The sequence below is a fragment of the Streptomyces naganishii JCM 4654 genome (assembly GCF_014650575.1).
GTDB classification, from domain to species: domain Bacteria; phylum Actinomycetota; class Actinomycetes; order Streptomycetales; family Streptomycetaceae; genus Streptomyces; species Streptomyces naganishii.
Map to the genome: position 1 here is coordinate 16,905 of NZ_BMVF01000028.1, position 20,250 is coordinate 37,154.

24 protein-coding genes are annotated in these 20,250 nt (G+C 69.9%); 21 read left to right on the forward strand and 3 right to left on the reverse strand.

What is annotated here, in order from left to right; all coding sequences use genetic code 11:
* Nucleotides 1-2: 2 nt before the first annotated feature.
* From rplR to IE217_RS32305, 16 genes are all read left to right on the forward strand, one after another.
* Nucleotides 3-386, forward strand: a complete 384-nt coding sequence (gene rplR / locus IE217_RS32230) for a 50S ribosomal protein L18 (RefSeq protein WP_190181497.1) — start codon at nt 3-5, stop codon at nt 384-386.
* Between the two features lie 41 nt (nt 387-427).
* Nucleotides 428-1,033, forward strand: coding sequence for a 30S ribosomal protein S5 (gene rpsE, locus IE217_RS32235; protein WP_009190144.1), 606 nt, complete (start codon nt 428-430; stop codon nt 1,031-1,033).
* A 2-nt stretch (nt 1,034-1,035) separates the two neighbouring features.
* Entirely contained in the window at nt 1,036-1,218 is a 183-nt protein-coding gene (gene rpmD / locus IE217_RS32240) for a 50S ribosomal protein L30 (RefSeq protein ID WP_009190145.1), read from the forward strand.
* Nucleotides 1,219-1,220: 2 nt separating this feature from the next.
* A complete protein-coding gene (rplO, locus tag IE217_RS32245; RefSeq protein ID WP_018564817.1) occupies nt 1,221-1,676 on the forward strand; it encodes a 50S ribosomal protein L15 in 456 nt (151 codons plus the stop codon).
* A 180-nt stretch (nt 1,677-1,856) separates the two neighbouring features.
* Nucleotides 1,857-3,170, forward strand: coding sequence for a preprotein translocase subunit SecY (secY, locus tag IE217_RS32250; protein ID WP_190181498.1), 1,314 nt, complete (start codon nt 1,857-1,859; stop codon nt 3,168-3,170).
* Nucleotides 3,170-3,832, forward strand: a complete 663-nt coding sequence (locus tag IE217_RS32255; RefSeq protein ID WP_190181499.1) for an adenylate kinase — start codon at nt 3,170-3,172, stop codon at nt 3,830-3,832. Before secY ends, IE217_RS32255 begins: the two co-directional genes overlap by 1 nt.
* 124 nt (nt 3,833-3,956) lie before the next feature.
* Nucleotides 3,957-4,793, forward strand: a complete 837-nt coding sequence (map, locus tag IE217_RS32260; RefSeq protein WP_190181500.1) for a type I methionyl aminopeptidase — start codon at nt 3,957-3,959, stop codon at nt 4,791-4,793.
* Nucleotides 4,794-4,954: 161 nt separating this feature from the next.
* Nucleotides 4,955-5,176 (forward strand): translation initiation factor IF-1, encoded by a 222-nt coding sequence (gene infA / locus IE217_RS32265; RefSeq protein ID WP_003948620.1) that lies wholly within the window; start codon nt 4,955-4,957, stop codon nt 5,174-5,176.
* A gap of 79 nt (nt 5,177-5,255) precedes the next feature.
* Nucleotides 5,256-5,369, forward strand: coding sequence for a 50S ribosomal protein L36 (rpmJ, locus tag IE217_RS32270; RefSeq protein WP_003998809.1), 114 nt, complete (start codon nt 5,256-5,258; stop codon nt 5,367-5,369).
* 200 nt (nt 5,370-5,569) lie between these two features.
* Nucleotides 5,570-5,950, forward strand: coding sequence for a 30S ribosomal protein S13 (rpsM, locus tag IE217_RS32275; RefSeq protein WP_189703407.1), 381 nt, complete (start codon nt 5,570-5,572; stop codon nt 5,948-5,950).
* Nucleotides 5,951-6,019: 69 nt separating this feature from the next.
* Nucleotides 6,020-6,424 (forward strand): 30S ribosomal protein S11, encoded by a 405-nt coding sequence (gene rpsK / locus IE217_RS32280; protein ID WP_003956432.1) that lies wholly within the window; start codon nt 6,020-6,022, stop codon nt 6,422-6,424.
* A 152-nt stretch (nt 6,425-6,576) separates the two neighbouring features.
* Nucleotides 6,577-7,599: a DNA-directed RNA polymerase subunit alpha gene (locus IE217_RS32285; protein ID WP_003966937.1), complete on the forward strand. Its 1,023-nt coding sequence runs from the start codon at nt 6,577-6,579 to the stop codon at nt 7,597-7,599.
* 118 nt (nt 7,600-7,717) lie between these two features.
* The gene (rplQ, locus tag IE217_RS32290) at nt 7,718-8,224 is read left to right on the forward strand and encodes a 50S ribosomal protein L17 (protein WP_190181501.1); all 507 of its coding nucleotides are present in this window, start codon (nt 7,718-7,720) and stop codon (nt 8,222-8,224) included.
* A 91-nt stretch (nt 8,225-8,315) separates the two neighbouring features.
* Nucleotides 8,316-9,170, forward strand: coding sequence for a tRNA pseudouridine(38-40) synthase TruA (truA, locus tag IE217_RS32295; RefSeq protein ID WP_190181502.1), 855 nt, complete (start codon nt 8,316-8,318; stop codon nt 9,168-9,170).
* 113 nt (nt 9,171-9,283) lie between these two features.
* Nucleotides 9,284-10,612, forward strand: coding sequence for a UDP-glucose dehydrogenase family protein (locus IE217_RS32300; protein ID WP_190181503.1), 1,329 nt, complete (start codon nt 9,284-9,286; stop codon nt 10,610-10,612).
* A 4-nt stretch (nt 10,613-10,616) separates the two neighbouring features.
* On the forward strand, nt 10,617-11,414 hold the full coding sequence (locus tag IE217_RS32305; RefSeq protein ID WP_190181504.1) for a polyprenol monophosphomannose synthase: 798 nt from the start codon (nt 10,617-10,619) through the stop codon (nt 11,412-11,414).
* Nucleotides 11,415-11,470: 56 nt separating this feature from the next.
* On the opposite strand, the gene IE217_RS32310 is transcribed toward IE217_RS32305, so the two are convergent.
* Nucleotides 11,471-12,346, reverse strand: coding sequence for a hypothetical protein (locus IE217_RS32310; RefSeq protein ID WP_190181505.1), 876 nt, complete (start codon nt 12,344-12,346; stop codon nt 11,471-11,473).
* A gap of 345 nt (nt 12,347-12,691) precedes the next feature.
* Between IE217_RS32310 and rplM the strand changes: the two genes are divergently transcribed.
* The 3 genes from rplM to glmM all read left to right on the forward strand — a co-directional run bounded on the left by rplM (nt 12,692) and on the right by glmM (nt 15,213).
* Nucleotides 12,692-13,135, forward strand: a complete 444-nt coding sequence (gene rplM / locus IE217_RS32315; protein ID WP_030173943.1) for a 50S ribosomal protein L13 — start codon at nt 12,692-12,694, stop codon at nt 13,133-13,135.
* 42 nt (nt 13,136-13,177) lie between these two features.
* Complete coding sequence (gene rpsI / locus IE217_RS32320) at nt 13,178-13,690, forward strand: 30S ribosomal protein S9 (protein WP_190181506.1); 513 nt, start codon at nt 13,178-13,180, stop codon at nt 13,688-13,690.
* 164 nt (nt 13,691-13,854) lie between these two features.
* A complete protein-coding gene (gene glmM, locus IE217_RS32325; RefSeq protein WP_190181507.1) occupies nt 13,855-15,213 on the forward strand; it encodes a phosphoglucosamine mutase in 1,359 nt (452 codons plus the stop codon).
* Here the strand turns inward: glmM and IE217_RS32330 are convergent.
* Both IE217_RS32330 and coaA read right to left on the reverse strand, forming a co-directional pair.
* Complete coding sequence (locus tag IE217_RS32330) at nt 15,210-16,172, reverse strand: DUF389 domain-containing protein (protein ID WP_190181508.1); 963 nt, start codon at nt 16,170-16,172, stop codon at nt 15,210-15,212. The genes glmM and IE217_RS32330 overlap by 4 nt on opposite strands.
* A 46-nt stretch (nt 16,173-16,218) precedes the next feature.
* A complete protein-coding gene (coaA, locus tag IE217_RS32335) occupies nt 16,219-17,187 on the reverse strand; it encodes a type I pantothenate kinase (RefSeq protein WP_190181534.1) in 969 nt (322 codons plus the stop codon).
* A gap of 267 nt (nt 17,188-17,454) precedes the next feature.
* Between coaA and IE217_RS32340 the strand changes: the two genes are divergently transcribed.
* Both IE217_RS32340 and glmS read left to right on the forward strand, forming a co-directional pair.
* Nucleotides 17,455-18,237, forward strand: coding sequence for a hypothetical protein (locus IE217_RS32340; protein WP_190181509.1), 783 nt, complete (start codon nt 17,455-17,457; stop codon nt 18,235-18,237).
* 105 nt (nt 18,238-18,342) lie between these two features.
* Nucleotides 18,343-20,190 (forward strand): glutamine--fructose-6-phosphate transaminase (isomerizing), encoded by a 1,848-nt coding sequence (gene glmS, locus IE217_RS32345; RefSeq protein WP_190181510.1) that lies wholly within the window; start codon nt 18,343-18,345, stop codon nt 20,188-20,190.
* Nucleotides 20,191-20,250: the final 60 nt, after the last annotated feature.

Sequence of the window (20,250 nt, forward strand, 5' to 3'; positions counted from 1 at the left end):
CCATGGCATACGGGCAGAAGATCCTCAAGGGCGACGCCTACAAGCGCGCCGCGATCAAGCGCCGTCACATCCGGATCCGCAAGCGGATCGCCGGTACGGCGGAGCGTCCCCGTCTGGTCGTGACCCGCTCCAACCGCCACATCGTGGCGCAGGTGATCGACGACCTCAAGGGCCACACCCTGGCGTCGGCGTCCACCCTGGACAGCTCGATCCGCGGTGGCGAGGGCGACAAGTCCGCGCAGGCCAAGCAGGTCGGCGCCCTGGTCGCCGAGCGTGCCAAGGCCGCCGGTGTCGAGGCCGTCGTGTTCGACCGTGGTGGCAACCAGTACGCCGGGCGCATCGCCGCCCTGGCCGACGCCGCCCGCGAAGCCGGCCTGAAGTTCTGAGCCGGTTCCGTAGCTAGCGGAGACAGAGAGAGGTAATTCCAATGGCTGGACCCCAGCGCCGCGGTGGCGGTGCCGGTGGCGGCGAGCGGCGGGACCGGAAGGGCCGTGACGGCGGCGCAGCTGCCGCCGAGAAGACCGCGTACGTTGAGCGCGTCGTCGCGATCAACCGCGTCGCCAAGGTTGTGAAGGGTGGTCGTCGCTTCAGCTTCACCGCGCTGGTCGTGGTGGGCGACGGTGACGGCACCGTGGGTGTCGGATACGGCAAGGCCAAGGAGGTGCCGGCCGCCATCGCCAAGGGCGTTGAGGAGGCCAAGAAGCACTTCTTCAAGGTCCCCCGGATCCAGGGCACCATCCCGCACCCGATCCAGGGTGAGAAGGCTGCCGGCGTCGTGCTGCTCAAGCCCGCGTCCCCCGGTACCGGCGTTATCGCCGGTGGTCCGGTGCGCGCCGTGCTCGAGTGCGCCGGTATCCACGACGTGCTGTCGAAGTCGCTCGGCTCCGACAACGCGATCAACATCGTGCACGCGACCGTGGAGGCCCTCAAGGGCCTGCAGCGTCCCGAGGAGATCGCGGCCCGCCGCGGTCTGCCGCTCGAGGACGTCGCCCCCGCGGCCCTGCTGCGTGCGCGTGCCGGGGCGGGTGCGTAATCGTGGCGCAGCTCAAGATCACGCAGACGAAGTCCTACATCGGCAGCAAGCAGAACCACCGTGACACCCTGCGTTCCCTGGGCCTCAAGCGCCTGGGCGACGTGGTCGTCAAGGAGGACCGCCCCGAGTTCCGCGGCATGGTGCACACCGTCCGCCACCTCGTGACGGTCGAGGAGGTCGACTGATCATGGCGGAGCAGAACCCGCTGAAGATCCACAACCTCCGTCCCGCCCCGGGCGCCAAGACCGCCAAGACCCGTGTCGGTCGTGGTGAGGCGTCGAAGGGTAAGACGGCCGGTCGTGGTACGAAGGGCACCAAGGCCCGCTACCAGGTTCCGGAGCGCTTCGAGGGCGGCCAGATGCCGCTGCACATGCGCCTCCCGAAGCTGAAGGGCTTCAAGAACCCGTTCAAGACCGAGTACCAGGTCGTGAACCTCGACAAGCTGGCCGCGCTCTACCCCGAGGGTGGCGAGGTCACGGTCGAGGACCTGGTCGCCAAGGGCGCCGTTCGCAAGAACAGCCTGGTCAAGGTCCTGGGCCAGGGCGAGGTCTCCGTGGCGCTGCAGGTGACGGTCGACGCCGTCTCCGGCTCCGCCAAGGAGAAGATCACCGCCGCCGGCGGTTCGGTCACCGAGCTCGTCTGAGTCTCTCAGGCGCCTCGATGACGTAAACCATCCCGACCGGGGATACCTCACAATGAGGTATCCCCGGTTGGTCGTTCCTAGGGGGGCAGTGTCGCCGGTAAGGTGGCCTGCACTGCTCTTTTCATCGAACCTCAAGACCGTCACCCTTGACGCACTTGCGCGGGGGTCGCAGGAGGCACCGTGCTCACCGGCTTCGCCCGGGCGTTCAGGACGCCCGACCTGCGCAAGAAGCTGCTCTTCACACTCGGCATCATCGTGGTGTACCGCCTCGGTACGCACATTCCGATCCCGGGCGTCAACTACAAGGCCGTCCAGACGTGTGTGACCGAGGCCTCCGGCAACCAGGGCCTGTTCGGTCTCGTCAACATGTTCAGCGGCGGCGCGCTGCTCCAGATCACGGTCTTCGCGCTCGGGATCATGCCGTACATCACGGCGAGCATCATCCTCCAGCTGCTGACCGTGGTGATCCCGCGCCTGGAAGCCCTCAAGAAGGAGGGCCAGGCCGGCACCGCGAAGATCACCCAGTACACCCGGTACCTGACGGTGGCGCTGGCCATCCTCCAGGGCACGGGCCTGGTCGCCACCGCCCGCAGCGGCGCGCTGTTCAGCGGCTGCACGGTCGCCGGCAACATCGTGCCGGACCGGGCGATCTTCTCGACGATCACCATGGTCGTCTGCATGACCGCGGGTACGGCCGTCGTGATGTGGCTCGGTGAGCTCATCACCGACCGCGGCATCGGCAACGGCATGTCGATCCTGATGTTCATCTCGATCGCCGCGACCTTCCCGTCGGCGCTGTGGGCCATCAAGAAGCAGGGCACCCTGGCCGGCGGCTGGATCGAGTTCGGCACGGTCATCCTGGTCGGCCTGGTCATGGTCGGTCTGGTCGTCTTCGTCGAGCAGGCCCAGCGCCGCATCCCGGTCCAGTACGCCAAGCGCATGATCGGCCGCCGTTCCTACGGCGGTACGTCGACGTACATCCCGCTCAAGGTGAACCAGGCGGGTGTGATTCCCGTCATCTTCGCCTCGTCGCTGCTCTACATTCCGGCGCTGGTCGCTCAGTTCTCCGGCGGCAACTCCGGGTGGAAGACCTGGGTCCAGCAGAATCTGACCAAGGGCGATCACCCGATTTACATCACGATGTACTTCTTGCTCATCGTTTTCTTCGCGTTCTTCTACGTGGCGATCTCGTTCAACCCCGAGGAAGTCGCGGACAACATGAAGAAGTATGGTGGCTTCATCCCGGGCATCCGGGCTGGCCGACCGACCGCTGAGTACCTGTCGTACGTGCTCAACCGGATCACCTGGCCGGGTTCGCTGTACCTGGGTCTGATCGCTCTCGTGCCAACAATGGCGTTGGTCGGGTTCGGCGCAAGCCAGAACTTCCCCTTCGGCGGGACCAGCATCCTGATCATCGTGGGTGTCGGCCTCGAGACGGTGAAGCAGATCGAGAGCCAGCTCCAGCAGCGCAATTACGAAGGGTTCCTCCGCTGATGCGAATCGTCCTCGTCGGCCCGCCGGGTGCCGGTAAGGGAACGCAGGCCGTCCGCCTGGCCGAGAAGCTGCGCATTCCGCACATCTCCACGGGCGACCTGTTCCGCGCCAACATCAGCCGGCAGACGGAGCTCGGCAAGCTCGCGAAGTCCTACATGGACGCAGGCAACCTGGTGCCCGACGAGGTCACCATCGCCATGGCCAAGGACCGCATGGAGCAGCCGGACGCCGAGAACGGCTTCCTGCTGGACGGTTTCCCGCGCAACGTCTCGCAGGCCGAGGCGCTGGACGAACTGCTCGAGGGCGAGGGCATCAAGCTCGACGCGGTGCTCGACCTCGAGGTGCCCGAGGAAGAGGTCGTGAAGCGGATCGCCGGCCGGCGCATCTGCCGCAAGGACTCCTCGCACGTCTTCCACGTGACGTACAGCCGGCCGAAGGTCGAGGGCGTCTGCGACGTCTGCGGCGGCGAGCTCTACCAGCGCGACGACGACTCCGAGGACACCGTCCGCAAGCGGCTGGAGGTCTACCACACGCAGACCGAGCCGATCATCGACTACTACAAGGCGCAGGGGCTGGTCGTGACGATCTCCGCCCTGGGCCCGGTGGACGAGATCACGCGGCGCGCGCTGGAGGCACTCAAGCGCGAGGACGCCACCCAGTAGTCTCCGCGCAGCTCTCAGCCGCGGTTCCCGGTCGGGGGCCGCGGCTGTGCTGTGGGGGCGGGCGCGGGCCCCCGTATCGTTGGAAGAGTCCGAGCTTCCCGGTCCCAGAAAGGCCGTAGTCCCCATGGTGCAGATCAAGTCCCCCGAGCAGATCGCCAAGATGCGTGCGGCGGGGCTGGTCGTCGCCGCGATCCACGCGGCCACGCGGGAGGCGGCGGTGCCCGGCGCGACCACGAAGGACCTGGACCAGGTGGCGCGCAAGGTGCTCGCCGACCACGGCGCCAAGCCGAACTTCCTCGGCTACGGCGGTTTCCCGGCGACGATCTGCACCTCGGTGAACGAGGTCGTGGTCCACGGCATCCCCTCCGACGAGGTCGTCCTCAAGGACGGCGACGTCATCTCCATCGACTGCGGCGCGATCGTGGACGGCTGGCACGGGGACGCGGCGTACACCGCGTTCGTCGGCTCCGGTCACGCCCCTGAGCTGATCGAGCTCTCCCGGGTGACCGAGGAGTCGATGTGGGCCGGCATCGCGGCGATGAAGCAGGGCAACCGGCTCGTCGACATCTCGCGCGCGGTCGAGACGTACATCCGCCGCCAGCCCAAGCCCGGCGGCGGCCGCTACGGCATCATCGAGGACTACGGCGGCCACGGCATCGGCACCGAGATGCACATGGACCCGCACCTGCTGAACTACGTCGACCGCCGCCGCGGCAAGGGCCCCAAGCTGGTCCCCGGCTTCTGCCTCGCCATCGAGCCCATGGTCTCCCTGGGCACCCCGAAGACCCGGGTGCTGGACGACGAGTGGACGGTCATCACCACGGACGGCACCTGGTCCTCCCACTGGGAGCACTCGGTGGCGCTCACCGAGGCGGGCCCCCTGGTCCTCACGGCCCCCGACGGCGGCAAGGCCAAGCTGGCGGAGCTCGGCGTGACGGCGGCCCCGGATCCGCTGGCGTAAGGATCACCCGCACGGGGCAGAATCCTGCGATTCGTGTTTCCTGGTGCGCTGGCGTAGACTGACTCGTCGGCTCTCGTGCACCCGCATGCCTGCATGCCCCCGTGAGGGGAAAAGGGGAACGCCCGAGAGTCGATCAAGGTAGTCGATTCGAAGGGCGAAGCGTGGCCAAGAAGCAAGGTGCCATCGAGATCGAGGGCACTGTCGTCGAGTCTCTGCCGAACGCCATGTTCAAGGTCGAGCTCCAGAACGGCCACCAGGTCCTGGCACACATCAGCGGCAAGATGCGCATGCACTACATCCGCATCCTCCCTGACGACCGGGTCGTGGTGGAGCTGTCTCCGTACGACCTGACGCGTGGCCGGATCGTCTACCGGTACAAGTAGATCTTGCCCACGTCCCGCGACCGCAGCGCAAGCCGCGCCGTGGGGCCGCCGGCAACTGACCCGGAGAACCTCACATCCCATGAAGGTCAAGCCGAGCGTCAAGAAGATCTGCGACAAGTGCAGGGTGATCCGCCGTCACGGGCGGGTCATGGTCATCTGCGAGAACCCGCGCCACAAGCAGCGCCAGGGCTGACGCACGAACGACCGTTCCCTCTGCACCTCCATCGCAGAGATTCGCGCGACGCGAGCTGAATATGTTCATACGCAGGGCCCGGACCTGAGCCATCAGGTCTGACACCCCCGGTTCGGAGGCCGGGGACCCGGTTCGTACCTCGTACGGCGGCCGGGACACGGTCCTGCGGAAGACCTCCGAAGATCAACTGGAGCCATTGAATGGCACGCGTTTCCGGTGTTGACATCCCGCGCGAAAAGCGCGTGGAGGTCGCCCTCACCTACGTGTTCGGCATCGGCCGGACCCTGTCCCAGCAGACGCTGGCCGCCACCGGCATCGACCCGAACACCCGCGTCCGCGACCTGAGCGAAGAGCAGCTCGTCGCGATCCGCGAGTACGTCGACAACAACATCAAGACCGAGGGTGACCTCCGTCGCGAGATCCAGGCCGACATCCGCCGCAAGGTGGAGATCGGCTGCTACCAGGGCCTGCGTCACCGCCGTGGCCTGCCCGTCCGCGGTCAGCGCACCAGCACCAACGCCCGTACCCGCAAGGGCCCGCGTCGCGCCATCGCCGGCAAGAAGAAGCCGGGCAAGAAGTAGTCCGCAGCGACTCTCGCCTTCCAGCGGTCTTCGCTGTAGGACCGACCACCTCCCGTAGGAGTTTTCGACATGCCCCCCAAGGGACGTCAGGGCGCTGCCAAGAAGGTGCGCCGCAAGGAAAAGAAGAACGTCGCTCACGGCCACGCGCACATCAAGAGCACGTTCAACAACACCATCGTTTCGATCACCGACCCGAGCGGCAACGTGATCTCCTGGGCCTCCGCCGGCCACGTCGGCTTCAAGGGCTCCCGGAAGTCCACGCCGTTCGCCGCGCAGATGGCCGCCGAGTCGGCCGCCCGCCGCGCCCAGGAGCACGGCATGCGCAAGGTCGACGTGTTCGTCAAGGGCCCGGGCTCCGGTCGTGAGACCGCGATCCGCTCCCTGCAGGCCACGGGCCTCGAGGTCGGCTCCATCCAGGACGTCACCCCGACCCCGCACAACGGCTGCCGTCCGCCCAAGCGCCGCCGCGTCTGACGCGACGCCGCTTTCGCGGCTGGTTCCGGGCGGTACGGCACCTGCGGGCGCCGTACCGCCCGTACCCTTGCAGTACCCGCACTTTTCCACGGGTGCGGTTTCCGTCGGACGTCAAATAGCGGGCGTCCACGAAAGAAGGATCTGATCCACACATGCTGATCGCTCAGCGCCCCTCGTTGACCGAAGAGGTCGTCGACGAGTTCCGCTCCCGGTTCGTGATCGAGCCGCTGGAGCCGGGCTTCGGCTACACCCTCGGCAACTCGCTCCGCCGCACCCTCCTGTCGTCGATCCCCGGTGCCGCTGTCACCAGCATCCGCATCGACGGCGTCCTGCACGAGTTCACCACCGTGCCGGGCGTCAAGGAGGACGTCACCGACCTGATCCTCAACATCAAGCAGCTGGTCGTCTCCTCGGAGCACGACGAGCCGGTCGTGATGTACCTGCGCAAGCAGGGCCCGGGTCTGGTCACCGCCGCCGACATCGCGCCCCCGGCCGGTGTCGAGGTGCACAACCCCGACCTGGTCCTCGCCACGCTCAACGGCAAGGGCAAGCTGGAGATGGAGCTGACCGTCGAGCGCGGTCGCGGCTACGTCTCCGCCGTGCAGAACAAGCAGGTGGGCCAGGAGATCGGCCGTATCCCGGTCGACTCCATCTACTCGCCGGTGCTCAAGGTCACGTACAAGGTCGAGGCCACGCGTGTCGAGCAGCGCACCGACTTCGACAAGCTGATCGTCGACGTCGAGACCAAGCAGGCCATGCGTCCGCGTGACGCCATGGCGTCGGCCGGCAAGACCCTGGTCGAGCTGTTCGGTCTGGCCCGCGAGCTCAACATCGACGCCGAGGGCATCGACATGGGCCCGTCCCCCACGGACGCCGCCCTGGCCGCCGACCTCGCGCTGCCGATCGAGGAGCTGGAGCTCACGGTCCGCTCCTACAACTGCCTCAAGCGCGAGGGCATCCACTCCGTGGGTGAGCTCGTGGCCCGTTCCGAGGCCGACCTGCTGGACATCCGCAACTTCGGTGCGAAGTCCATCGACGAGGTCAAGGCGAAGCTGGCCGGCATGGGCCTGGCCCTCAAGGACAGCCCGCCCGGATTCGACCCGACCGCCGCTGCCGACGCCTTCGGCGCCGACGACGACGCGGACGCGGGTTTCGTGGAGACCGAGCAGTACTGATCTCCACAGCCTCCGGGGTCCGCGTCACGCGGACCCCGGATCTCTGACAGACAACCGTCTGCTCAGATACTGACCCCGGTACCTGACACGGCCGGGGCAGACACACAGGAGAAGAACAATGCCGAAGCCCACCAAGGGTGCCCGTCTGGGCGGCAGCGCCGCGCACGAGAAGCTGCTCCTCGCGAACCTCGCGAAGTCGCTGTTCGAGCACGGCCGCATCACCACCACCGAGGCGAAGGCCCGCCGCCTGCGCCCGTACGCGGAGCGTCTGATCACCAAGGCGAAGAAGGGCGACCTTCACAACCGCCGCCAGGTGCTCCAGGTCATCACGGACAAGGGCATCGTGCACACGCTCTTCACCGAGATCGGCCCGCGCTACGAGAACCGTCCCGGTGGCTACACCCGCATCACCAAGATCGGCAACCGTCGTGGCGACAACGCGCCCATGGCGGTCATCGAGCTGGTCGAGGCGCTGACGGTGCAGCAGAAGGCCGTGGGTGAGGCCGAGGCCGCCACCAAGCGTGCGGTCAAGGAGGCCGACGAGGCCAAGGTCGAGGAGACCAAGGCCGAGGACGCCACCGAGGCTCCGGCCGAGGAGGCCGCCCAGGAGTCGAAGGACGCCTGAGGCACAACCTCGCGCTGAGCGGGTCCGTCCCTTCGGGGGCGGGCCCGCTTTCGCGTGTCCGCCGGGGGTACCGGCCTGAGAGGATCAGTACGTGAGTGACGAAGTACAGCCCGGTCATGTCCGTGTCCGCCTCGACCTGTCCTACGACGGCGGCGGATTCCACGGCTGGGCCAAGCAGGCCGGCGGGAAGCGGACCGTGCAGGGGGAGATCGAGGACGCGCTGCGCACGGTCACGCGGTCGCGGGAGACGTACGAGCTGACGGTGGCCGGGCGGACCGACGCCGGGGTGCACGCGCGCGGCCAGGTGGCCCACGTGGACCTGCCCGAGGAGGTCTGGCGCGAGCACCACGAGAAGCTGCTCAAGCGGCTCGCCGGGCGCCTGCCCAGGGATGTGCGGGTGTGGGCGCTCCGGCCCGCTCCCAGCGGCTTCAACGCCCGTTTCTCGGCCGTCTGGCGCCGCTACGCCTACCGCGTCACCGACAACCCCGGCGGCGTCGACCCGCTGCTGCGCGGCCATGTGCTGTGGCACGACTGGCCGCTCGACGTGGACGCCATGAACGAGGCCGCCCGCGGCCTGCTGGGCGAGCACGACTTCGCCGCGTACTGCAAGAAGCGCGAGGGCGCCACCACCATCCGCACCCTCCAGGAGCTGAGCCTGGAGCGCGGGGACGACGGGATCGTCACGGCCACCGTGCGCGCCGACGCCTTCTGCCACAACATGGTGCGCTCGCTCATCGGGGCCCTGCTGTTCGTCGGCGACGGGCACCGCGCGCCCGACTGGCCCGCCAAGGTGCTGGCCGCGGGCGTACGGGACTCAGCGGTGCACGTCGTACGGCCGCACGGGCTGACCCTGGAGGAGGTCGGCTACCCGGCCGACGAGCTGCTCGCCGCCCGCAGCAGCCAGGCGCGCAACAAGCGGACCCTGCCGGGGGCAGGCTGCTGCTGAGCAGGGCCTTCGCGGCCGGCCGCGCCGCCCGTCACGGCTCGTGACGGTACGGATGCGGCCGCGCGGGAACTCGCCGTACTTACTTGCTGCCGTACGGCGAGAAAGGCGGTCCCATGCGGCTCACCGTCATCGGCACCGGCTACCTGGGTGCCACGCACGCCGCCTGCATGGCGGAACTGGGACACGAGGTGGTCGGGGTCGACGTCGACGCCGGCAAGGTCGCCGCGCTGCGCGCGGGCAGGGTGCCGTTCCACGAGCCGGGGCTGGCGGACATGGTCGCCCGGCACACGGCGGGCGGACGGCTGCGCTTCACGACGTCGTACGAGGAGGCCGGCGCGTTCGGGCAGGTGCACTTCGTGTGCGTCGGCACCCCGCAGCGCAAGGACGGCGACGCGGCCGACCTGACCTGTGTAGAGGCGGCCTTCGCGGACATCGCCCGGCACGCGCGCGAGGGCGCCCTGCTGGTGGGCAAGTCCACCGTCCCGGTCGGCACGGCAGCCCGGCTCGCCGCCGCCCACGGGTCCGAGGTGGCGTGGAACCCGGAGTTCCTGCGCGAGGGCTTCGCCGTCGAGGACACGCTGCGGCCGGACCGGCTGGTGTTCGGGGTGCGCACGCGGCGGGCGGAACGGCTGCTGCGCCGGGTCCACGCCCCCGTACTCGACGCCGGGACCCCGCTGGTGGTGACCGACTTCGCCACCGCCGAGCTGGTGAAGACGGCCGCGAACTCCTTCCTCGCCACCAAGATCTCCTTCATCAACGCGATGGCCGAGGTGTGCGAGGCGGCGGGCGGCGACGTGCGGAGACTGGCCGAGGCGCTCGGCTACGACGACCGGATCGGGCACACCTTCCTGCGGGCCGGGGTGGGCTTCGGCGGCGGCTGTCTGCCCAAGGACATCCGCGCCTTCGCGCACCGCGCCGCCGAGCTGGGCGTGGACCTGGGCTTCCTGCGTGCCGTGGACGCGATCAACATGCGGCGCCGGGACCGGGTGATCACCCTGGCCCGCGAGCTGTGCGGGGGTACGGTGCTCGGAGCGCGGGTGGCCGTGCTCGGCGCGGCCTTCAAGCCGGACTCGGACGACGTGCGCGACTCGCCCGCGCTGAACGTGGCCGCGCGGCTCGGGCTCGACGGCGCCGACGTCACGGTCTACGACCCGGAGGCGATGGACAACGCCCGCAAGGCGTTCCCGCTCCTCGGGTACGCGCTGTCCCTCGAGGAGGCGCTGCGCGGAGCGGACCTGGTGCTGCACCTGACGGAGTGGCCGCAGTTCCGTGAGGTGGACCCCGGGTGGGCGAGGGAACTGGTGTACCGTCCGCGGATCGTGGACGGCCGGGGAGTGCTGGACGCCGACCGCTGGACGGCGGCCGGGTGGCGGTTCAGGGCGCTGGGCAGACCGGTGCCGCAGGGGGAGACCGGGTGGACGGGGGAGGCGGAGGGGAGATGACGGGATGACCGACCGGCCGGCCCAAGGCGAGCGGACGGGTCCTCCGGACGGCTCGCACGACCTGGACGGCGTGCGCGTCACCGTGGTGATGCCGACGTACAACGAGGCGGCGAACCTGCCGCGGATGGCCGAGGCGGTGCTGGCCCTGCCGCTTCGCGGGCTCCGGCTGCTGGTCGTCGACGACTCCAGCCCGGACGGCACCGGCCGTGTCGCCGACGAACTCGCCGAGAAGCACAACGCGGCGGGCCAGGTCCGCATGGGCGTGCTGCACCGTACGCAGAAGGACGGCCTGGGCCGGGCGTACGCGGCCGGCATGACGGCGGCGCTGGAGGACGGCGCGTCCTACGTCGTGCAGATGGACGCCGACGGCAGCCATCCGGTGGAGGCGGTGCCGCGGATGCTTCAGGCGGCGCTCGCCACCGGCGCCGGGCTGGTGGTCGGCAGCCGTTACGTGGCGGGGGGCTCGCTGGACGAGGACTGGGGCGCGCACCGGGCGCTGCTCTCCCGCTTCGCCAACACCTACGTCCGTGCTGTGCTCGGCACGGACATCGGCGACATCACCGCCGGCTTCAACCTGTGGTCGGAGCGGACCCTGCGGGACGTGGGACTGAGCACCCTGGACAGCGCGGGCTACAGCTTCCAGGTCGAGCTGAAGTACCGGGCCGTGCGCGCGGGGCACCGGGCGGTGGAGATACCGATCCGGTTCGCGGAGCGCACCGAGGGTGCGTCGAAGATGACGCTGCGTACGCAGCTGGAGTCGGCGGTGCTGCCGATCCGGCTGCGGCTGCGGGGCGACAGGTAGCGGGCGGGCGGTGCGTGCGGCCGGTCCCGCGGGGGCCGGCCGCTGCGGGCCCCGGCCTACTGGGCGGCCGCGGAGGCCTGTGCCTCGCCGCGCCGGCGGATCTGCGTGAAGGCGAACTCGGCGAGGTCGTCGCCGGTGCGGAACACCTTGGTGTCCTTGGGCGTCACGTCCTTGCCGGTGGGGAAGCCGGCGAGGGTGAAGTAGGCGTAGCGGCCGTAGGAGTTGGTGGTCGAGCGGCAGACGGCGCCGTTGCAGAACGCCTTCACGCCGCCGCCGGAAAGCGGCTTGACGATGCTCTTCTTGTCGGCCTGGCCCTTGGCCTTGGTGGCCTGTGCCTCACTGTCGAAGACGGCGACACCCAGCGTGACGGCGATGCCGTCCTTGGTGTAGGTCACCCGCATCAGACGGCCGCAGCCGTTGGCGGTGAGGACCTTGCCGAGGGTGCCCTGCGCCGCCGAGGCGCAGTCCTTGGTGTCGGCCGTCGGGCCCTTCTTGTAGACGTTGGCGCCCATGGTCAGCTGGGCGCCCGGGAAGAGGGTGTCCGGGCTCAGCGGGGCGGTGTCCTTCTTGGCGCTGGATATGAAGTCCTTGGGGTCCAGCGGGGGAGGGGCGGTGGTCGGCGCGAAGGACGGCGCCGTGGCCGAACCGCTCGGCAGGGCCGCGGTGGCGGGCAGCCGGGACGGACCGCCCTTGGCGTCGTTGTCGCCGTTCGCCGACATCACGGCCATGGCGACGGCGGCGCCGATCCCGGCGGTGGCCAGCACGCCGCCGCCGATGAACAGCAGCTTGCGCCTCTTGTTGCGCGTCTCGGACGCCTCGGCGAGCGCGGCCCAGTCCGGAGTCTGGTCGCTGCCGCCGGCGCTCCACGGCTGCTGGGAATTCGGTTTCCAGGGATCCCACTGGGACTGGGAGCCCCCCTGCCCGTAGCTCATGGGGCGCATCTTAGACGGGGGTTGAGGGCGCCCACGCCGTCCGCGGCGGGCCCGCGGGGCACCTTCCGTGCACCCCGGTACAAAGCGGCCGGCGCGCCTCGGCGGGACACGCGGGACCGGCGCCGGCGACCTCGTTTTGACCCCTGCGTGGCCGCGCGGGTATCCTGCATCTTCGTTGTGTATTGGCTTGGCTCTTCTCACGGAACCGGCCCTTACACCGGTCCACCGGGCCGATGACCAGCGACCAGCACGCGGTTTGCGTCACCGCGGTGCGGTCAGGGCTGTCGTGATCGTCTTCGGTGACCTTGTCAGGACCACTCACTGAAGAAGCGAAGGCTACGAACCGTGCGTACGTACAGCCCCAAGCCCGGCGACATCACGCGCCAGTGGCACGTCATTGACGCCCAGGACGTCGTCCTGGGCCGCCTGGCGTCCACCGCCGCCACCCTTCTGCGGGGAAAGCACAAGCCGATCTACGCGCCGCACGTCGACGCTGGTGACTTCGTCATCATCATCAACGCCGACAAGGTGCACCTCTCCGGCAACAAGCGGACCCAGAAGATGGCGTACCGCCACTCCGGTTACCCGGGCGGTCTGCGGTCCGTCCGTTACGACGAGCTGCTCGACAAGAACCCCGAGAAGGCCATCGAGAAGGCCGTCAAGGGCATGCTCCCCAAGAACTCCCTGGGCCGTCAGATGCTCTCGAAGCTGAAGGTCTACAAGGGTGACCAGCACCCGCACGGCGCCCAGCAGCCGGTGCCGTTCGAGATCACCCAGGTCGCGCAGTAAGTCCGGCCACCCCCTAAGACTGAAGAGAATCTGAGGAGAATCGTGGCCGAGACCACTGCCGAGCAGCCGCTCGAAGAGCTTGACATCGACAGCTACACCACCGAGTCCGAGGTGCCCGTCGAGGGCGAGTACACCTCGGAGTCCCTGGCCTCCCGCTTCGGCGAGCCCCAGCCGGCCGCCGGCCTGGGCCGCCGCAAGAACGCCATCGCCCGCGTCCGGATCGTCCCGGGCTCCGGCAAGTGGAAGATCAACGGTCGCACCCTCGAGGACTACTTCCCGAACAAGGTGCACCAGCAGGAAGTCAACGAGCCCTTCAAGGTGCTGGAGCTCGAGGGCCGTTACGACGTCGTCGCCCGCATCTCCGGCGGCGGTGTCTCCGGCCAGGCCGGCGCCCTGCGCCTCGGTGTCGCCCGCGCCCTCAACGAGGCCGACGTCGACAACAACCGCGGCCCGCTGAAGAAGGCCGGCTTCCTGCGCCGCGACGACCGTGCGGTCGAGCGCAAGAAGGCCGGTCTGAAGAAGGCCCGCAAGGCCCCGCAGTACAGCAAGCGCTAAATCGGGCTGCCTGCTCGTACTCCGAACGCCCCGGCGGCACGCCACTGTGCCGTCGGGGCGTTCGTTTATCACAGGACTTGGGCGTATAACGGCACAAGGTGCTCAGTGGCCGGTGTGATGGAATGCCCGGGCCCGCATGAACTGCAGCTTCCTCAGGAGGACAAGTGGGACGACTCTTCGGCACGGACGGCGTGCGCGGCGTCGCCAACGCGGATCTGACCGCCGAGATGGCGCTCGGCCTGTCCGTGGCGGCGGCGCACGTACTGGCCGAGGCGGGCACCTTCGAGGGCCACCGGCCGACCGCCGTGGTCGGGCGGGACCCGCGCGCGTCCGGGGAGTTCCTGGAGGCCGCGGTGGTCGCGGGCCTGGCGAGCGCGGGCGTGGACGTGCTGCGGGTGGGCGTGCTGCCGACCCCGGCGGTGGCGTACCTCACCGGCGCGCTCGGCGCCGACCTCGGTGTGATGCTGTCGGCCAGCCACAACGCCATGCCGGACAACGGCGTCAAGTTCTTCGCGCGCGGCGGCCACAAACTCGCCGACGAGCTGGAGGACCGCATCGAGAAGGTCTACGAGGAGCACCGCACCGGCGCCCCCTGGGACCGTCCGACCGGCGCCGGCGTGGGCCGGGTGCGCGACTACGACGAGGGCTCCGACCGCTACGTCGGCCACCTCCTCAGCGTCCTCCCCAACCGTCTCGACGGCCTGCGGATCGTCCTGGACGAGGCGCACGGCGCCGCCTCGCGGGTCTCCCCGGAGGCGTTCACGCGGGCCGGTGCGCAGGTCGTGACGATCGGCGCCGAGCCGGACGGCCTGAACATCAACGACGGCTGCGGCTCCACCCACCTCGGCAAGCTCAAGGCCGCCGTGGTCGAGCAGGGCGCCGACCTCGGCATCGCGCACGACGGCGACGCCGACCGCTGCCTGGCCGTGGACCACACCGGTGAGGAGGTCGACGGCGACCAGATCCTGTCCGTGCTCGCGCTGGCGATGCGGGAGCGTTCCGCACTGCGCTCCGACACCGTCGTCGCGACCGTGATGTCCAACCTGGGCTTCAAGCTGGCCATGGAGCGCGAGGGCATCCACCTCGTGCAGACCGCCGTCGGCGACCGGTACGTCCTGGAGGAGATGAAGGACAAGGACTACGCCCTCGGCGGCGAGCAGTCCGGGCACGTCATCATCCTCGACCACGCCACCACCGGCGACGGCACGCTGACCGGCCTGCTGCTGGCCGCCCGTGTCGCCGGCAGCGGCCGTACGCTGCGGGACCTCGCCTCGGTCATGGAGCGGCTGCCGCAGGTGCTGATCAACGTCCCCGACGTGGACAGGTCCCGCGTGAAGACCTCCGCCGACCTCGCCGCGGCCGTCGCCGAGGCCGAGCGCGAGCTCGGCGAGACCGGCCGCGTGCTGCTGCGCCCCTCCGGCACCGAGCCGCTGGTACGGGTCATGGTCGAGGCCGCCGACATCGAGCAGGCCCGCTCGGTGGCGAGCCGCCTGGCGGACGCCGTGAAGTCGGCGCTGGGCTAACCGAGTTCCGGAGCGCGCGGAGCCCCCTGCCGGACGCGCTCGCGCTGCCTGCCCCAGAACCACTTCTGGGCGAGCAGGGTGAGCGTGCCGGCCAGCACGATGCCGAACAGGTTGAGCAGGAGCTGCTCGGTGGACCCCCAGGTCTGCCGGGTGTCGCCGTAGGCGAGGGCGACGGCCGCGTTGGCGGCGGCCGGGACGGTGGTCACCGAGATGGCCACACCCACCAGCGCGCCGGACTTGGCGGAGGTCAGCGACAGCGTGCCGGCCGCGCCGGCGAGGAGCGCCACGACGAAGGCGAACGCGTCGGGGGCGTAGACGAAGCTGGTGTTGGGCCGCGCCCCCTCCAGCTTGTCCTTGCTGAACAGCCCGACGGCGTCCATGAACAGGCTGAAGCCCACCGTCGCGGCCATCGCCAGCGCGAAGCCCACCAGCAGCGCGACCAGCGAGCGCAGCGCCAGGCGCGGGGCCCGCTGCACCAGCGCGGTGCTCACGCCGGCGAGCGGCCCGAACTCCGGGCCCACCGCCATCGCGCCCACGATCAGGACGGCGTTGTCCAGCAGCACACCGCAGGCGGCGATCATGGTGGCCAGCGTGATGAACGCGAGGTAGGTCACCGACAGGGCCGACTCCTCGTGGGTGGCGTCGGTCAGGTGCTCCCAGAGCACCGCGTCCGCGCCCTCACCGGGCGCCTCCTCCTCGGCCTCCGCCGCCCGCTCGGACAGCGACAGGTCGATGTTCTCCACGGCGATGGAACCGGACCGGTCGATCCCCAACTCCTGAAGCGCGCTCAGGAGTTCGTCCCCCGCCTCGCGTGCGACGTCGCACATCACCACGTCCCCGGCCGGGATCCGCGCCGCGCCGCGCAGCACGACGAGATGCGTGGTGCCCACCGTCTTCTCGACCAGCCGCACCACGTCGTCGGTGCGGTCGGCGGGGGTGATCAGTCGCAGATGCAGCATGGAGGGCAGCGTAGACGCCGGTGATCCCCGCCCGTGGGCCGCCCGCTCACAACTTGCGCAGGCTGAGCCGCTGCACCTTGTGGTCGGGGCCCTTGCGCAGCACGAGGGTGGCCCGGCCGCGGGTCGGGGCGATGTTCTCCACCAGGTTGGGCTTGTTGATGGTCCGCCACATGGTGCGGGCGTAGTCGAGCGCCTCGTCCTCGGAGACCTGGGTGTACCTGCGGAAGTACGAGGACGGGTCCTGGAAGGCGGTCGCGCGCAGCTTGCGGAACCGGTTGAGGTACCACTGCTCGATGTCCTCGGTGCGGGCGTCGACGTACACGCTGAAGTCGAAGTAGTCGGCGAGGCCGACCCGGGTGCGGCCGTCCTTGCCGGGCAGGGCGGGCTGGAGGACGTTGAGGCCCTCGACGATCAGGATGTCGGGCCGCCGCACGACGAGCCGCTCACCGGGCACGATGTCGTAGATCAGGTGGGAGTAGACGGGCGCGGAGACCTCGCCCTTGCCCGCCTTGATGTCGGCGACGAACCGGGTCAGCGCCCGCCTGTCGTACGACTCCGGGAACCCCTTGCGGGACATCAGCCCGCGGTCCTCCAGTTCCCGCGTGGGCAGCAGGAACCCGTCCGTCGTCACCAGCTCCACGCGCGGATGCTCGGGCCACCGCGACAGCAGCGCCTGGAGGAGCCGGGCCACGGTCGACTTCCCCACGGCGACCGACCCCGCGACGCCGATCACGAACGGCGTCCCCGACTGGGACCCCTGCTCACCGAGGAACGTGTTCAGCGCGCTGCGCAGGCGGTCGGTCGCGCCGACGTACAGGTTCAGCAGCCGCGACAGCGGCAGGTAGATGTCCCGTACCTCATCGAGGTCGATGACGTCACCGAGCCCGCGCAGCCGCTCCACCTCCTCGGCGCTCAGCGGCAACGGCGTCTTGTCACGCAGCGCGCTCCACTCGGCACGGGTGAGGTCGACGTAGGGAGTCGCCTCCGGCCGCTGCCGGTGGGCGCTCCGGGGCATCGAGGGGACCGGAGAGATCACATTCCATTGTTAACGGAGTTTGAACGGGGTGGGGGGTGGGGTCGGTCACGTCGGACCGGCGGGCCGGTGCCCAGCCCGGGGAAAGGACGTCCAGCCGGGCCGCCCGCCCTCCCCGGGCGAGATCACGTCCCGGTCACGGTCGGGTACCGGGTGGTGGTCTCTTGATCAACTGTGTGTGCCCTGTGCATAAAGTGCGGGCAAAGCACTGGGAAAGCCAGTGTCAGCCGAAGAGAAGGTACCGCTCCGTTGAGGACCACCGCCCTGCGCCGCACCGCCCTCGCGGCCTCCGCCGCCACCCTCGCCCTGCTGGCCACTGCCTGCGGCGGTTCGTCCGACAGTGGGGACAAGGGCGGTGACACCAAGACCGCTCAGGCCGGGAAGACCCCGTCCGCCGCCCCCGCCAAGGCGCTCACCGCCGCCGAGCTGGAGAAGGCCGCGCTCGCCCAGGCCGACGTCAAGAGCGGCAAGGTGAGCAAGGTCGCGGCCAAGGACGACGTCGCGCAGGACAAGGCCAAGGCCGGGGACCCGGCGTGCGCCCCGCTGACGTACCTCATGGTCGGCAGCTACGTCGGCAAGCCCGCCGCCTCGGTCAAGCGCACCTACGTCGGCGACCCGAAGAAGCCCGCCGCCGGCGCGAGCGCCGAGGAGAAGCTGATGGCCGGCCTCGACCGGGCCAAGGTGATCGAGACCCTCGCCTCCTACGACAACGGCGGCGCCGAGCAGGCGATGAAGGACCTGAAGGCGGCCGCGCAGAAGTGCGCCGGCGGCTTCTCCTACACCGTGACCGGCACCAAGAGCGAGTACGAGAAGGTCGCCACCACCCAGGCCCCCGCCGGCGGCGACGACGCGCTCGCGCTGACGCTCACCATGGCGGCCGACGGCGTGAAGGCCCCCGTCAAGGCGGTCGTCGTCCGCAAGGGCGCCACCCTCGCCTACTTCCCCGCGGTCAACCTCGCCGCCGCGGCCACCGGCAAGGACTTCGACTTCCCCGCGGAACTGGTCCAGGCCCAGCTCGGCAAGCTGAAGTGACCCCCGCCCACCGGGGCTTCCACGGCGTGCCGCCCCGGTGGGAATTTCCGATTCCGGGCACACGGAGGCCACTTTCGGCGGGCGTCGGCCCGTAGGCTGCCGCTCATGTGCGGAATCGTGGGATACGTAGGCTCGCAGTCGGCGCTCGAGGTCGTGATGGCCGGGCTGAAGCGGCTGGAGTACCGGGGTTACGACTCGGCCGGTGTCGCCGTGCTCGCCGACGGCGGACTGGCCGCGGCGAAGAAGGCCGGCAAGCTGGTCAACCTGGAGAAGGAACTCGTCGACCGGCCGCTGCCGACCGGCTCGACGGGCATCGGGCACACCCGGTGGGCCACGCACGGCGGCCCCACCGACGCCAACGCCCACCCGCACCTCGACAACGCGGGCCGGGTCGCCGTCGTCCACAACGGCATCATCGAGAACTTCGCCGCCCTGCGCGCCGAGTTGGCCGAGCGCGGCCACGAACTGACCTCCGAGACCGACACCGAGGTCGTCGCGCACCTGCTCGCCGAGGAGTTCTCCTCCTGCGCCGACCTCGCCGAGGCCATGCGGATGGTGTGCCGCCGCCTGGACGGCGCCTTCACGCTCGTCGCCGTGCACGCCGACGAGCCCGACGTCGTCGTGGGCGCCCGCCGCAACTCCCCGCTCGTCGTGGGCGTCGGCGAGGGCGAGGCCTTCCTCGCCTCCGACGTCGCCGCCTTCATCGCCCACACCCGCTCGGCGATCGAGCTCGGCCAGGACCAGGTGGTCGAACTGCGCCGCGACGGGGTGACGGTCACCGGCTTCGACGGGCGCCCCGCCGACGTACGCTCCTACAACGTCGACTGGGACGCGGCCGCCGCCGAGAAGGGCGGCTACGACTACTTCATGCTCAAGGAGATCGCCGAGCAGCCCAAGGCGGTCGCCGACACCCTGCTCGGCCGTATCGACGCCGGCGGCTCCCTCACCCTCGACGAGGTCCGCATCTCCGCCTCCGAGCTGCGCGAGATGGACAAGGTCGTCATCGTCGCCTGCGGTACGGCCTTCCACGCGGGCCTCATCGCCAAGTACGCCATCGAGCACTGGACGCGCATCCCCTGCGAGGTCGAACTCGCCAGCGAGTTCCGCTACCGGGACCCGATCCTCGACGCGCAGACCCTCGTCATCGCCATCTCCCAGTCCGGCGAGACCATGGACACCCTCATGGCGCTGCGGCACGCCCGTGAGCAGGGCTCCAAGGTGCTGGCGATCTGCAACACCAACGGCTCCACCATCCCGCGCGAGTCGGACGCGGTGCTCTACACCCACGCCGGCCCCGAGGTGGCCGTCGCCTCCACCAAGGCATTCCTCACCCAGCTCGTCGCCTGCTACCTCGTGGCCCTCTACCTCGGCCAGGTCCGCGGCACCAAGTGGGGCGACGAGATCCAGGACGTCATCCGCGACCTCTCCCGGATCGCGGACTCGGTCGAGCGGGTCCTGGAGACCATGGAGCCGGTACGCGAACTCGCCCGCTCCCTCGCCGACAAGAACACCGTCCTCTTCCTGGGCCGCCACGTCGGCTACCCGGTCGCCCTCGAAGGCGCCCTGAAGCTCAAGGAGCTGGCCTACATGCACGCCGAGGGCTTCGCCGCCGGCGAGCTGAAGCACGGCCCGATCGCCCTGATCGACGAGGACCTGCCGGTCGTCGTGGTCGTCCCCTCACCGCGCGGCCGCTCGATCCTCCACGACAAGATCGTCTCCAACATCCAGGAGATCCGGGCGAGGGGCGCCCGTACGATCGTCATCGCGGAGGAGGGCGACGAGGCGGTCGTCCCGTACGCCGACCACCTCATCCGCATCCCGGCCACCCCCACGCTCCTCCAGCCCCTGGTGGCCACGGTCCCCCTCCAGGTCTTCGCCTGCGAACTGGCCACGGCCCGCGGCAACGAGGTCGACCAGCCGCGCAACCTGGCGAAGTCGGTCACGGTCGAGTGACCGGCCCCGGGTCCCCCCGGTCCCCCCGGACGTCCTGGAGGAACACGACGCACGACTGGG